Raw genomic sequence first — 13639 nt, 5'->3', positions numbered from 1 at the left:
TATTTAGTTAAATGTCTGTTAGTTTTAATAACTAAGCACTGTGTTATTTATTGTTGAGGCATCTATCGTATAATTCAAGGTATTGTCTGGCCGTGTCATCCCAATTGTAGCGTGCGGCGTGTTGCATGGCTTTTTGTGCCATGTTGGTTGATGCAAAATTTTCCATGCCTTGATCGAAAGTTTGCTGCATATCTTCAGGTTCAAAACTTTTGAAATAGTAGGCGGCATCCCCAGCTACTTCAGGCAACGAGGTGCTGGTGGATACAAACACAGGCTTCCCAAAATGCATGGCCTCAATAACCGGCAAGCCAAAGCCTTCGGCTATTGATGGAAATACAAAAGCTGTACAATGCTGATAATACCATGACCGGTCATCATCATTAATAGTTCCTATAATTTTTACACGGTCAGCACAATTAAATTTTTTTGCCTGTTCCATTACTACATCCTTATAGGGCGTTTCAATACCGGCAATAACGAGTTCCATGTCGTTATTTTGCAACAAGGCGGGTAAAACATGGGCGTTCTTTTTGGCTGATACTATACCTATTGTAAACAGAAAAGGTTTTGGTGGTTGATACGCCGGCAGATGCCCAGGCTTTACAAGTAGCTTGTCTGCACCGTTATATATCACGCTAAGCTTATCTTTCACATGAGGATAAAATCTCAAAACATCATCTGCCGCAAATTGCGATATGGTGACTATCTTATCGCACGAATCGATACGCTCGCCCAATTTATCAAGGTAAATTTTAAGTTTTTCCGGGCTCAGGTCTTTTTCATGCACCTGATTAATATCGTGTATAGTTAATATTTTTTTTCTCGAAACACGCTTCGGTTTTACCCGCGAAAACTGATCTGTAAAGTGGAAAAGGTCAATGTTGCGGTAGTTGAAGAATATTGCCTTATGATACTTTCTGAGGTACATGGTGCTCGCTTCGGTATCATCAAAAACTTTAGTGTGTTTGTCTAAAAAGTAGGTGAGTTTAAACCGTTGTTGATTTTGCCTGAGCAGTGCCTCGCCAAGGCTTTTACCAAAGTAATACAAGCCCGTATTAGGATAACGCATCGAGTCGAGTGTAACTAATATGTTTGATCTGCCCATTTTTGCCAGTTGATAATAACATCAGCTACCGCCTGCGGCGTTATGCTGCTTAAGTTTTCTGAGTTGCTTTCCAGGTAGCCGGCCCTTTTACCTAATGGGGCCCAACGTTCCGGGTGTATAGGCCTAACGCATGGGAATAAACCCAACGTGTTGATGCCTGACGCCGCTGCAATATGCAATGGCCCCGTACCGGAGGCTACCAGCCCATCAGCATTACGTATAAAACTGACGAATTGATACAAATCCATTTTGCCGGTAAGATTTGTTACGTGGTCGGGCAGTTTTTCAATCCAATCAGCTAATATGTTTTTTTCTTTTTCGGAGCCGCTGATGAAGATGTTGAATTTCTCGGCAGGAAGTAGCTCAATTAATTGTTCAAAACTTTCAAGCGGCCATTCAACCCCGCTGCCGTGCGATTTAGGGTGAAGGATCAAGTTAAATTTATCAGTTGATAGCAGGGGGCTGATTTTTTCTGGCACCGTAACTGTCGGTTCAAACTGGTAGTACTGGTGTATTTGTTCAAGCGGTAATACTGGTAAGCCAAGCGGCTTAAGCAAAACCATGTTCAGCTGCGCTTCATGCAAATCCGACTTTTTTCGGCTCAGCTTAACCAGCTTGTTACAGGTAAACCAATGGAATATACGGTTAGTGGTGCCGATACGGGTTGATATACCTGCTGCTTTAATAAACTTAGCTACCTTTTTGTTAGGAAAAACATGAATAGCGCAATTGATATTCAACGTTTGCAAACTTTTAGCCCGGTCACTAAAAGACAGCTTTAAAAGGTCGTCGTAATTAATAAATGCATTAACCGCCCGGCACGCTTCAATTACTGGTTTGGTATAGGTGCGCCCTAAAAATGAAATCTTGACATCAGGATAAACGGACCGTATGTAACCGCACATAGGCAGCGTTAGCACCACATCGCCAATGGCATCCGTGCGGCATATGAGTATGTGTTTGTATGGTGTCTGTTCTTTCGGCAATTGTAAAATGAATAAACCGTTCAAATATAGGCAATATAAAAATTGGCCAATAGTAATAATAAGAAAGGAGACCCACTGGATCTCCTTTTTTAAATAAATAGCGTTTAACTAAAATTACCATGCAGAATTTACAGTATAAATCCCAGCTGAATGTTGGGGCGCCAGTACTTTCGCATAATATTGACCATTGACTGTAGCGTTCACCGTTTTGTTAGTTGACTGAAATGTGCAAAGTACGTAGTCGAGATTAATACCGTCGATTTGAGTACCAGTATTAATATTCGATCCGGTAGCATGAGCAGTCGCGCCGGTTCCGGTACCTGCAAAGGCGATATCAAAACTTAAGTTAGAAATTCTTTTTTCCATAGTTTCACTTGCCGGTTTCCAGTTGCCGGGTTTATTTCCGCCAAGATACTCGAGTTTTATAAGTGTATGTATATAATGGATATTGTAAATGCCCTGCTCTACATAGTTATAAATTTCAAAAACAATTTTTCGCTTACTATTAGGGTCACCATCCTTTATAAATTCAAGCTGATAACGTGCGTCTTTTTTCCCCCCACCAAGTTGGGTACTTTGCGTCGTCAATTTACCAGAAGAGTTGATAGGTTGATCGCCAGCGGCAAATTTTAAGTTGTAGGCGTCTGGATTGGTTTTGGTTTTAGCCAGCAATGCTTCGTCTTTGTTAGGGATCAAATATTTGTAACCGTTGTTAAACCAAACAATAGTATCGCCCACCATATACTCACCTTTTGGGTTGATTATAGTTTTGTAAAAAGATGGAAAAACAAATGATTCAAATTTTTCGGAAGCAAGAGAATCATTTCTGAGGGATTTAAACTTTAAATCCCTTTCCCAATTATTCCAATAATCTGTGCCTTTATTAATTAGCTTCGAAATAACATTATTCAAAGTCTTTGAATCTTTAAACTGTAATCTTCCGTTGGTTAGCACAACTTCATCCTGGATGGTTTTCGTTGGTTGAGTTGAAGAAGCATCCTTTTTGCAGGAAGAAAAAGCTAAAAAGCCAACTGCGAGTGCTGATAGAAATAATTTTTTCATGTTAGGTTTGTTTTATTTCCGCTAATAAAACAAACCTAACTTTAAGATCAAAATAAAAACGAATAATTAATTTTTATTTAAAAAATAATTAATTATATCCTATTGCTTAATAAGGCATTATTTACCATTCATAATTTCCTCGATATGTTCAGTCTCAACCGGTATATCGGCCATCAGGTCAATGTTCCCATCTGCTGTTATCAATATATCGTTTTCGATACGTATGCCCAGGCCTTCTTCAGGTATGTAAATTCCGGGTTCGCAAGTTAGGATATTGCCTGACTCAAAAGGCTTATAACGGCTGGCGTAATCATGCACGTCGATACCCAGGTGATGTGAGGTACCGTGCATAAAATACTTTTTATACAAAGGCATCTTAGGGTCTTGCCGGTCTACTTCATGCTTCTTTAATAAGCCTAGGCCAATAAGTTCGCTGGTCATGATCCTGCCCACTTCCTCATGATACTCTGGTGAAACCGTACCTACAACAATTAGCTTGGTTGCCTCGCGCATAACGCGCAATACCGCATTATATACATCGCGCTGGCGAGGGGTAAAGCGGCCGTTAACCGGTATTGAGCGGCTCAGGTCGGCGTTGTAGTTGGCGTACTCGGCACCAAAATCAAATAGAATTACATCGCCGTCATGGCATAACTGGTTGTTATCATTATAATGTAATACTATAGCGTTTTTGCCCGACGCGATAATAGGATTATAACCGTGCCCGGTAGCGCGCTGGCGTAAAAACTCGTGGGTAACCTCGGCTTCTATTTCATATTCGGTAACACCGGGCTTTACAAATTTAAGTACGCGTATAAAGGCGTCGCGGGTAATTTCACAGGCTTTTTTGGTAAGCTGCACCTCGATGTCTGATTTTACCGGGCGCAGATCGCGCAGGATGGGTGCCGAACGCTGATATTGGTGTAAAGGGTACTTCGCCTTCAGTTCATTGATCATGCGGAGATCGCGGTAAGGTACCGTATGCAAATAGCGGTCGTTCTCGTTAGTATTAAGGTAAATGTTGTCGGCATAGTTTATTATGCTATGCAGTATGCTGTCATAATCATGCAGCCAGTAGATATTTTCTATGCCTGATGCAGCGCGTGCTTCTTCAATAGTATACTTATGCCCCTCCCATATGGCAATAAGTTCGCTGGTTTGTCTTAAAAAAAGTACTTCTCTGTATAGGATATTAGGACAGTCAGGAAACAAAATGAGTATACTTTGCTCCTGATCTATGCCTGATAAATAAAAAAAATCGGGATTTTGCTTAAAAATGAACGTTTGATCGCCATTTCGCGGATATTCGTCATTGGAGTGAAAAATAGCTATTGATGATGGTTTTAATCGCGAAACGAAATTTTTTCTATTATTTATAAATAGTTCATTATCAATGGGTAGGTATTTCATACTGGGATTATTAAAATTTGAAAATCCAAAAACAATTACAGTGCAGGCAGTGTTATAGCTTTAATTTTTGGAACAAAATTTGGTATTGATTTCAAACATAATTAGTATTTTTGAAAAAAATCACAATTAAAATCGTTTAATCTTAAAACTATGAATTATTCTACATTGAAGAAAACAGTCGCGTTATCGTTCGCTTCTTTGATGGCTGTGAGTGTGGCTTTCGCACAAACAGATTCAACCTCAACAGCAACAACTTCTACGTCGACAGAGCCTACTACCGCCAAGGTATTTGGTGGCTTAGGTCAGTACAGAACTTTTAGCATCGGTATCAACGGTGGTGTAACTTCACCATTCAGCGCTTTAGGCGGTACCAATGATTACCTAAAAGCAGATCTTAACTTAGGTTACGGCCTATCATTCCGTCAGCAACTTTCACACAGCTTCGGTTTAATTTTAGACTTGCACGGTGGTAAAGTTGGCGGTAACAATAACGACGTTGAAAACGTTGATCCGGCTACTTACACTGAGAAAGAATTTGAAACCCGTTTCTGGTCTGCTACCTTAGGTGGTCAGTGGAACTTTGGTAGCATCGATTTCTTACACCGCAAAAATTCAGTTAACTTCTTCCTGAATGCTGGTGCAGGTTTAGCAATGTACAAACCAAAAACTACTCAAACCGCTGGTGGCGAATTGCAACCATACAACAATGATGACAAATACATCAAAGAATTGGTTATCCCTGTAGGTGCTGGTGTTAAATTCCGTTTAAGCGATGGTGTTGCCCTGAACTTAGGTTACACTGTAAACTTTGTTGACGGTGATAACTTTGACGGTTACAAAAGAGGATTCCCAACTCGCGACAAATGGTCTTACGGTTATGCAGGTTTAGAGTTTACCCTGGGTTCAAGCTCAAAACCGAACCTGGATTGGGTAAACCCAGTTGCTATGATGTATGACGAACTTTATGACGAAACTTTACGTCAGGAAGTTGAAGCTCTTAAAGGCCGTGTATCATCAGTTGAAACTGCAGTTAGCGACCTGAAAAAAGATTCAGACGGTGACGGTGTATCTGATCAATTCGACAAATGCCCTAACACTCCTGCTGGTACAGTGGTTGATGGTGCTGGTTGCGCTATCGTATTCCCTAAAGCTGACTCTACTGAAGCTGGTGCTGCTTACTCAAACATCCAGTTTGAATTTGATAGTTCAGTATTAAGAACTTCTGCTTACCCAGCTCTTGACGCTACTTCAGCTGATTTGCGTTCATCAGGTGCTACTGTAACTGTTAAAGGTTATGCTTCATCAGAAGGTACTGCTGCTCACAACATGCAACTTTCTAAAGACCGCGCTAATTCAGTAAAAACTTACTTAGTTAACTCTGGTGTTGACGCTAAAAAAGTTAAAGTAAAAGGTTACGGCGAAACTAACCCGGTTGCTGACAACTCAACTGAAGAAGGACGTGTATTAAACCGTCGTGTTGAATTCAGCAAATAATTTTTGATCGATTCTTTTTAAAGATCATATCGAAGGCTCCGGATAACCCGGAGCCTTCTTTTTTTTACTAAATTTGTGCTATGTACTTTTTCCGGAAAAAAGACCCGAACAGGCCAACTAACTTTAATTTAAAGGTGATGCATACCATTAATGCCATAGCCATAATTATGTTTTTGGCAGGCATAATCTGGAAACTGATTGACCTTTTTATCCTCAAAAAATGAAAACTATAATAAACACTACCAATGCCCCGGCGCCGATTGGGCCATACAGCCAGGCAGTAAAAGCTAATGGCTTTTTATTTGTTTCAGGCCAGATTGCGCTTAATCCTGCCACTGGCGAATTAGTGCTTGACGACGTGAAAACCGAGACCAAGCAGGTAATGGAAAACCTGAAAGCCATATTGACCGAAGCCGGTGCCGATTTTAGCAGTGTTATAAAAACGGGTATTTTTTTAAAAGATATGAATGACTTCGCTACAGTGAATGAAGTTTATGGTTCATATTTTACCGATAATTTTCCGGCACGCGAAACTGTACAGGTAGCCGCATTGCCTAAAAATGTGAATGTTGAAATATCGGTGGTTGCGTTGGTTGAATAATCAATATTTAATCTGATTGGAACTTAGTAGGAGCGCATCCCCTTTTGAAACGCCCATTGAATATTTAAAGGGTGTAGGCCCGGCTCGAGCCGAAGTGCTTAAGAAGGAGCTCGCTATTTTTACTTATGCCGACCTGCTGCGGCATTTTCCTTATAAATACATTGACCGCACACGGTTTTATAAGGTTAAGGATATACATCCCGAAATGCCTTATGTGCAAGTTATCGTTAGGCTTCTGCGTAAAGAGATAATCGGCGAAAAGCGCGCCAAACGCCTTGTGGTACAGGCGCAGGATGATACCGGCCAGATAGAATTGGTATGGTTCCAGGGCGTTACCTGGGTCGAGAAAAGTCTGCGTGTAGGCAAAGCTTATATCATTTTCGGTAAGCCGGGCATGTTTAACGGGCGGCCCCAAATGTCGCACCCGGAAATGGAGCAATACTCGCCACAGGCCATCAAGCGGCAGGGAAACCTAACCCTGCAGCCTGCCTATAACTCTACCGAAAAGTTAAAGCAATTCAGTTTAGATAGTAAGGGCATACAAAAGCTTACCACTATATTGATTGAAGAGTACGCGCGCTATCTGCAAGAGAATTTACCGCAATACATCATCAACAAATACCGCCTAATGGACAGGCGCGAGGCTTACCGGCAAATGCACTTTCCGGATGATGCCAATAAATTGAATGAAGCTCAGCACCGCCTCAAATTTGAAGAACTTTTCTTTTTACAATATAAACTGCTTAAAAACAAGCTATACCGTACACAAAAATTTAAGGGTAATATTTTTGATAAGGTAGGCCATTACTTTAATGGCTTTTATAATGATAAGTTGCCCTTTCCGTTAACCAACGCGCAAAAGCGGGTGCTAAAGGAGATTAGGATAGATACTCAGCGTGGTGTGCAAATGAACCGTTTGCTACAGGGTGATGTAGGCAGCGGTAAAACCGTTGTGGCGTTGATGAGCATCCTTATCGCCATTGATAACGGCTTTCAGGCTTGTATGATGGCGCCTACCGAGATATTGGCCAGTCAGCATTACCAAACTGTGAAAAGTCTGGTGGGCGATGATTTTGTGGAGGTGGCCTTGCTTACCGGTTCTACCCCTAAAAAACAACGCAAGATAATTCACGAACGCCTGCTTAGCGGCGAGCTTAAAATATTGATAGGTACCCATGCTTTGATAGAGGATGCCGTGCAATATAAAAATCTGGGTTTTGTGGTTATTGATGAGCAACATCGTTTTGGTGTGGAGCAACGCTCAAAACTATGGCGTAAAAATGTGGTGCCCCCGCATGTACTGGTAATGACGGCCACCCCCATACCGCGCACCCTGGCCATGACCATGTATGGCGACCTGGATGTATCAGTAATTGATGAGCTGCCCGCCGGGCGTAAACCTATTGAAACGGTACACTTTTACGAGAGCCAGCGCCTGCGCATGTTTGGTATGATGCGTGAGGAAATAGCCAAGGGCAGGCAAATATATGTAGTGTACCCGCTGATAAAGGAAAGCGAAAAACTCGACCTCAAAAACCTGGAAGAAGGCATTGAAACCATGCGCCGTGAATTCCCCTTGCCCAAGTACCAGATCAGCATTGTGCATGGCAAAATACCCGCCGCTGTTAAGGAAGAAGAAATGCAGCGGTTTATCAACGCTCAAACACAAATAATGGTTGCAACTACGGTGATCGAAGTGGGCGTAAATGTGCCCAACGCCTCGGTGATGATCATTGAAAATGCCGAACGTTTCGGGCTGTCGCAGTTGCACCAGTTGCGGGGCCGGGTAGGGCGTGGTGCCGAGCAATCGTATTGTATATTGATGAGCAGCAACAAGCTGAGCAACGATGGCCGTATCCGCCTGGATACCATGGTAAAAACGAATAATGGGTTCGAAATATCAGAGATAGACCTGCAACTGCGGGGGCCTGGCAACATTGAAGGCACTCAACAAAGCGGTGTACTCGACCTCAAGGTTGCTAATCTGGCCACAGATCAGGAGTTACTGATGCAGGTGCGCAAGTGTGTGGAAGATATTTTTGAAAAAGATCCGCAACTTACTCATCCTGAAAACCAGATACTGCACCAGGCAAGCCAGTCGAAAAATGCAGGCTTATCGTGGGATAAAATATCGTAGAGATATCCTGAATCCTCCCAAAGGGGAGGACTTAACAAAAAAGCATATTAACTTTTTTAGGGAACAAGCATTTCCAATACTTAATCTTCACGCCATCTGCCTAAAATCTCCGTTAAAATTTATCTTTGTTGAAACTGACTTCAATACATGAAAAAACTTTTACTCTCTGCCGCTATACTTTTCGGTACACTCTCGCTACAAGCGCAGGACTCGCTAATGATGCGTAAAATTTACGACGAAGCCCTGGTTAACGGCCAGGGGTATGAAAACCTGCGTTATCTGTGCAAAAAAATAGGTCCACGTTTAAGTGGTTCACCTAATGCGCAAAAAGCGGTTGAGTGGGGTAAAAAACTGATGGAAGATTACGGTTTTGACCGTGTTTACCTGCAGGAAGTTATGGTGCCGCATTGGGTACGTGGTGCCAAAGAACAAGGTGCTATTATTGATGGTAATAAAAAAATATCCGTACCTATCTGCGCGCTGGGTATGTCGATAGCAACGCCGGCGGCAGGTATTACAGCCAACGTTATCGAGGTAAAGAGCATTAAAGAAATGCAGGATCTGGGCGAGAGCGTGATTAAAGGCAAGATCGTTTTTTTTAACCGCCCTTTTGACCCGCGTTATATCGAGACAGGTCAGGGTTACGGTGCGGCTGGCGATCAGCGTTTTGTTGGTCCGGCGGAGGCTGCCAAGCTGGGCGCGGTTGGCGCTATTGTTCGCTCGTTAAGTCCGGCGTTGGATAACTATCCGCATACCGGCGGTACGCTAAGTGAACCAGGTACCAAGATGATCCCCGCCGCGGCCATATCAACCATGGCTGCTGATAAACTGAGCGGAATGTTAAGGCTGCGTAAGTTGCCGTTGATCAAATTTTGGTTCAAGCAAAGCTGCCAAACCCTGCCCGAGGTAAAATCATACAACGTTATTGGTGAACTTACCGGAACAGACTATCCTAAAAAAGTGATTACCGTAGGCGGTCACCTGGATTCATGGGACTTGGCCGAGGGCGCGCATGATGATGGTACGGGCATCGTACAATCAGCCGAGGCGCTACGTATTTTGAAAGCGCTAAATTATAAACCTAAAAACTCGGTACGTGCGGTTTTTTTTATGAATGAGGAGAACGGCACTCGTGGTGGTTTAAAATATGCCGAGCTTGCCGCCAAGAACAAGGAAGACCATATTGCCGCTATTGAAACAGACGAGGGGGGCTTTGTGCCACGTGGTTTCGGTTTTGATGCCTCGCCGGAGGTGGTAGCTAAAATCAACAAGAATTGGAAGAAATTATTTGAGCCATACGAGGCCGACAGGCTGGTAAAAGGCGAAGGCGGTACGGACATAGAACCGTTGAAAGAAACCGTGCCGAATATTACCCTGATCAGCTTTTTGCCCGATTCACAACGTTATTTCGACCTGCACCATACAGCCGCAGATGTGTTTGAAAAAGTACATAAGCGCGAGTTGGAATTGGGTGCAGCCGCTATGGCTTCATTGATCTATTTAATAGATCAGCATGGGTTAAAATAGGTTATACCATAACAATATTACAAAGGCAGAACATTTTACAGGTTCTGCCTTTTTCATTTATACCTATTTTTGCACAAAACAAAAACAAGTGCCCGAAGCCGACAGTACCACATCTACAAAAACCGATTCGTTTGCCGCCCTGCGGTTCAAAGATTTCCGCTCGTATATAACCATGCGTTTCTTTTTTACGTTCGCTTACCAAATGCAGAACGTAGTATTAGGTATCTACATTTATGATGTTACGCATGATAAGTTTGCCCTTGGGCTGATAGGGTTGTATGAAGCCATACCTGCTATAGGCTTATCGCTTTACGGCGGTTACATTGCCGACAAGCTGGAGAAGCGCAAAATGTTGCTGCTCATATTCGGTACCATATTCTTCTCATCGCTGGTGATGATGGTGGCTACGCATAAAGGTACAGGCGATTATTTGCATATGCACACGGTAGTGCCTATAATTTACGGTATGCTTTTCGTTAATGGGTTGGCCAGAGCCTTTTACGCCCCGGCGGCATTTTCGGTGCTGGCTAATAGTGTACCGCGAGAAGTTTACCCTAATTCCAGCACCTGGAACAGTTCGAGCTGGCAGATAGCCTCTATAATTGCGCCGGTTGTGGGTAGTTTTATTTATGCTTACATGGGTATTACAGGTGCTTTTATAGCGATTGTGATTTTTTTAGCTATAGCTTTTATATCCGTATGCCTGTTAAAAAAGGTGCCGCCCGTATTTGCTCCTAAAGAGGGAATATGGAAAAGCCTTTCAGAAGGGATACGCTTTGTGTTTAATACCAAGATGCTGGTTGGCGCGCTTAGTCTGGATATGTTCTCGGTGTTTTTTGGCGGCGCGGTAGCCTTGCTGCCGGTTTTTGCAAAGGATATTCTGCATGTGGGCCCGGAGGGTGTTGGGGTAATGCGTGGCGCAACCTCATTGGGCGCGGTGCTGACCATGCTAAGCATGACCCGCTTTTCGCCCATGGGTAAACCCTGGCGAAACCTGCTTATCGCGGTGGCAGGCTTTGGTTTGTCTATCATTTGCTTTGGCCTGTCGCGCAATTTCTATTTATCGCTGGTATTCCTGTTTATTGAGGGTGGGTTTGATAGTGTCAGTGTTTTAATTCGCGGTACCATTATGCAGATGCTTACACCTGATGAAATGCGTGGTAGGGTATCGGCCGTGAACCAGATGTTTATCGGATCATCAAACGAGATAGGCGAGTTTGAATCGGGCGTGGCTGCTAAGTTGTTGGATACGGTACCAGCGGTAATATTCGGCGGCACCATGACGCTGATCGTAGTAACCATTACTTATCTCAAAACCAAGAAACTGGTGCCTTTAACCTTACAGGATATTAACAAAAAGCCCGAAGTAGCTACTTAATACTCCGCTTTAGTAAGATAAAGTAACCGGCGAAAAACACCACCACCGCTACAGCAAGGCTCACGTAAACATCATCGGTAAGTATATTTATAACCAGTTGCCGTGATTGTGTAGGAGTTTTAGTGCGTGGCAACATGTTGGTTAGTGCCAGCATAGGGTGCGAGTAAGGGAAAAGGTAAGCATACTTCCATCCCGCCGATGCCATGATAATGCCCGATATGGTGCCTACAAAGCCAATGCCCATAGGTTTTAGAAAATCCTTCCACAAAAGGCTGAACAAAAATTGTAGTGAAAGGATGCCTAAAGCTGAAAGGAATAATTTAAAATATATCTGCATCAAAGTAAATTCCATGTGGTATTCGTTAAACCTTAAGCCGGGTTTAATTACCGATAGGAGGTTGGCAAAACCAATGGTGAACAGTACAAACAAAGCCAGGCTGATAAATATCAATAGTAAAGCATAAACATACTTTGCGCTATATACCGTAAACTTTGGCAGCGGCAGGGTGAACAGCATTTTCCATGTATCGGCCCTGTGTTCAATATTATTTATTGAGTAAGCAGTAAATACGGTGAACATAGGCAATAGTAAAACGCCCATAACATTCAAAACATTACCAACAAATCTTATCCAAAGCAATTCGCCCGGCCAACTGGCCATTTTTTCGGCATTGGTTAAAAAGCCAATGGTCATTAACATGCAAATAAGCAGGGGCAGCAATATAGCGCACCAAAAAGCCAGGGTTTTGCGGGTCTTAAAAAATTCGGAGCGTAAGGATAATAAAAATGCTTTCATAGATGTGTAAGGCTTCAGGCTTGTTTGGTGATGGATAAGAAGAGCGTTTCAAGGTCTTGCTGTTGCTTGCCGATGCTGTAAACCCTAAAGCCATTGTTTACCAGTAAGGTATTGACTTCGCCACTTTGTTGTTTTGAATGGTAAGGCAAGCCAACCAACGTTTCCGTTACCTGCGCAACCTCATATTGATGTCGCTTTAATAGGTTGGCAGCATCAACCGTATTATCAACTTCAATAAGCAGCAGTGCCTGGTTAAGTGCTTCCAGCTCGGCAATGCTACCCTGAAAAAGCATGGTGCCATTATTGATAATGCCCACATGGGTGGCCATCCGCTCAATTTCTGAAAGAAGGTGACTGCTGATAAAAACCGTTTTGCCATGCTGGCGGGTTAGGTTAATGAGCAGCTCGCGTATCTCAATAATGCCGTTCGGGTCGAGCCCGTTGGTTGGTTCATCCAGTATCAGTAATTCAGGATCGCTTAACAAGGCCAGCGCAATACCCAGCCGTTGTTTCATCCCCAGTGAATATTGACCGGCTTTTTTATTGGCCGCTTGTTTAAGCTGTACCAGCTCAAGCATTTCATCAACCCGGCGGATGGATAATTGCAGCAAGCCCGCGCGGTTAACCAGGTTTTCGCGCCCGGTTAGGTGCAGGTAAATGGCAGGTTGCTCTATCAGCGAGCCAATTTTTGAGAGTATCTCAATACGATTGCTTTTCAGGTCCTTCTCAAAAACAGAAATGCTGCCTTCATCCGTTTTTAACAGATTAAGCAGCAATTTAATAGTAGTGGTTTTACCGGCGCCGTTGGGCCCTAAAAAACCATATATGCTTCCTTGCGGAACTTGCAACGATAAGGAGTTGACAACCTTTTGGTTGCCAAAGTTAAAGGTTAGGTTTTGAGTACTGATTACCATACGTTTTCCTGGCTGATTCCGCACACTGTTTTCACAAGGCTTACGCCTTTTACAAATAGTGAAGTGGCTTGTTTAGCTTTAACGCCGGCATCTTTTATATTTAAATTTTGTTGTTGGTTAAACTGGTAAGCAACACCCATCACCAGGGCAAACATTACTGGTACCAGTAGCATTACAAAAGGGTTTGAGTATTTGATTAACTTTTTCATTGCGATTGATTTGATGAAAC

General features: G+C 43.0%; 13 protein-coding genes. 6 read left to right on the top strand and 7 right to left on the bottom strand.

The features are described from left to right. Window positions 1–43: 43 nt before the first annotated feature. The 4 genes from LT679_RS08905 to LT679_RS08890 all read right to left on the bottom strand — a co-directional run bounded on the left by LT679_RS08905 (window position 44) and on the right by LT679_RS08890 (window position 4563). Window positions 44–1105 carry a glycosyltransferase family 4 protein gene (locus LT679_RS08905; RefSeq protein ID WP_232177103.1) on the bottom strand — a complete coding sequence of 354 codons (1062 nt, stop codon included), beginning with the start codon at window positions 1103–1105 and terminating at the stop codon, window positions 44–46. Beyond that, a complete protein-coding gene (locus LT679_RS08900) occupies window positions 1084–2091 on the bottom strand; it encodes a glycosyltransferase family 9 protein (RefSeq protein WP_232177102.1) in 1008 nt (335 codons plus the stop codon). The genes LT679_RS08905 and LT679_RS08900 overlap by 22 nt, the downstream gene beginning before the upstream one ends. Window positions 2092–2205: 114 nt before the next feature. Next, window positions 2206–3153: a hypothetical protein gene (locus tag LT679_RS08895; protein ID WP_232177101.1), complete on the bottom strand. Its 948-nt coding sequence runs from the start codon at window positions 3151–3153 to the stop codon at window positions 2206–2208. Between the two features lie 117 nt (window positions 3154–3270). After that, on the bottom strand, window positions 3271–4563 hold the full coding sequence (locus LT679_RS08890) for an aminopeptidase P N-terminal domain-containing protein (RefSeq protein ID WP_232177100.1): 1293 nt from the start codon (window positions 4561–4563) through the stop codon (window positions 3271–3273). 150 nt (window positions 4564–4713) lie between these two features. On the opposite strand from LT679_RS08890, the gene LT679_RS08885 reads away from it, so the two are divergent. The 6 genes from LT679_RS08885 to LT679_RS08860 all read left to right on the top strand — a co-directional run bounded on the left by LT679_RS08885 (window position 4714) and on the right by LT679_RS08860 (window position 11700). Beyond that, the gene (locus LT679_RS08885; protein ID WP_232177099.1) at window positions 4714–6057 is read left to right on the top strand and encodes an OmpA family protein; all 1344 of its coding nucleotides are present in this window, start codon (window positions 4714–4716) and stop codon (window positions 6055–6057) included. Between the two features lie 80 nt (window positions 6058–6137). Continuing rightward, the gene (locus LT679_RS08880; protein WP_232177098.1) at window positions 6138–6281 is read left to right on the top strand and encodes a DUF6728 family protein; all 144 of its coding nucleotides are present in this window, start codon (window positions 6138–6140) and stop codon (window positions 6279–6281) included. Beyond that, window positions 6278–6658: a RidA family protein gene (locus LT679_RS08875; RefSeq protein WP_232177097.1), complete on the top strand. Its 381-nt coding sequence runs from the start codon at window positions 6278–6280 to the stop codon at window positions 6656–6658. The genes LT679_RS08880 and LT679_RS08875 overlap by 4 nt, the downstream gene beginning before the upstream one ends. Before the next feature lie 16 nt (window positions 6659–6674). Continuing rightward, window positions 6675–8795 carry an ATP-dependent DNA helicase RecG gene (recG, locus tag LT679_RS08870; RefSeq protein WP_232177096.1) on the top strand — a complete coding sequence of 707 codons (2121 nt, stop codon included), beginning with the start codon at window positions 6675–6677 and terminating at the stop codon, window positions 8793–8795. Between the two features lie 147 nt (window positions 8796–8942). Continuing rightward, on the top strand, window positions 8943–10322 hold the full coding sequence (locus LT679_RS08865; protein ID WP_232177095.1) for a M20/M25/M40 family metallo-hydrolase: 1380 nt from the start codon (window positions 8943–8945) through the stop codon (window positions 10320–10322). A gap of 88 nt (window positions 10323–10410) precedes the next feature. Then, window positions 10411–11700 (top strand): MFS transporter, encoded by a 1290-nt coding sequence (locus LT679_RS08860; RefSeq protein WP_232177094.1) that lies wholly within the window; start codon window positions 10411–10413, stop codon window positions 11698–11700. On the opposite strand, the gene LT679_RS08855 is transcribed toward LT679_RS08860, so the two are convergent. Genes LT679_RS08855 through LT679_RS08845 form a run of 3 tightly spaced genes read right to left on the bottom strand, consistent with a single transcriptional unit; the run spans window position 11693 to window position 13619 of the window. Next, on the bottom strand, window positions 11693–12496 hold the full coding sequence (locus LT679_RS08855) for an ABC transporter permease (protein WP_232177093.1): 804 nt from the start codon (window positions 12494–12496) through the stop codon (window positions 11693–11695). The genes LT679_RS08860 and LT679_RS08855 overlap by 8 nt on opposite strands. Window positions 12497–12510: 14 nt before the next feature. Further along, window positions 12511–13410 carry an ABC transporter ATP-binding protein gene (locus LT679_RS08850; protein WP_232177092.1) on the bottom strand — a complete coding sequence of 300 codons (900 nt, stop codon included), beginning with the start codon at window positions 13408–13410 and terminating at the stop codon, window positions 12511–12513. Further along, the gene (locus LT679_RS08845; protein WP_232177091.1) at window positions 13404–13619 is read right to left on the bottom strand and encodes a hypothetical protein; all 216 of its coding nucleotides are present in this window, start codon (window positions 13617–13619) and stop codon (window positions 13404–13406) included. The genes LT679_RS08850 and LT679_RS08845 overlap by 7 nt, the downstream gene beginning before the upstream one ends. Window positions 13620–13639 lie beyond the last annotated feature (20 nt).

Origin of the sequence: Mucilaginibacter roseus (genome assembly GCF_021215455.1) — a bacterium.
Classification (GTDB): domain Bacteria; phylum Bacteroidota; class Bacteroidia; order Sphingobacteriales; family Sphingobacteriaceae; genus Mucilaginibacter; species Mucilaginibacter roseus.
The sequence above is the reverse complement of the archived record's forward strand: the minus strand, read 5'-3'. Positions and strand labels throughout refer to the sequence as shown.

Bases quoted from the DNA above. Each gene is read 5' to 3' on its own strand.
- LT679_RS08890 (WP_232177100.1), bottom strand. From the start codon at position 4,563: ATGAAATACCTACCCATTGATAATGAACTATTTATAAATAATAGAAAA.
- LT679_RS08905 (WP_232177103.1), bottom strand. From the start codon at position 1,105: ATGGGCAGATCAAACATATTAGTTACACTCGACTCGATGCGTTATCCT.
- LT679_RS08880 (WP_232177098.1), top strand. From the start codon at position 6,138: ATGTACTTTTTCCGGAAAAAAGACCCGAACAGGCCAACTAACTTTAAT.
- LT679_RS08895 (WP_232177101.1), bottom strand. From the start codon at position 3,153: ATGAAAAAATTATTTCTATCAGCACTCGCAGTTGGCTTTTTAGCTTTT.
- LT679_RS08865 (WP_232177095.1), top strand. From the start codon at position 8,943: ATGAAAAAACTTTTACTCTCTGCCGCTATACTTTTCGGTACACTCTCG.
- LT679_RS08885 (WP_232177099.1), top strand. From the start codon at position 4,714: ATGAATTATTCTACATTGAAGAAAACAGTCGCGTTATCGTTCGCTTCT.
- LT679_RS08845 (WP_232177091.1), bottom strand. From the start codon at position 13,619: ATGAAAAAGTTAATCAAATACTCAAACCCTTTTGTAATGCTACTGGTA.
- LT679_RS08875 (WP_232177097.1), top strand. From the start codon at position 6,278: ATGAAAACTATAATAAACACTACCAATGCCCCGGCGCCGATTGGGCCA.
- LT679_RS08850 (WP_232177092.1), bottom strand. From the start codon at position 13,410: ATGGTAATCAGTACTCAAAACCTAACCTTTAACTTTGGCAACCAAAAG.
- LT679_RS08855 (WP_232177093.1), bottom strand. From the start codon at position 12,496: ATGAAAGCATTTTTATTATCCTTACGCTCCGAATTTTTTAAGACCCGC.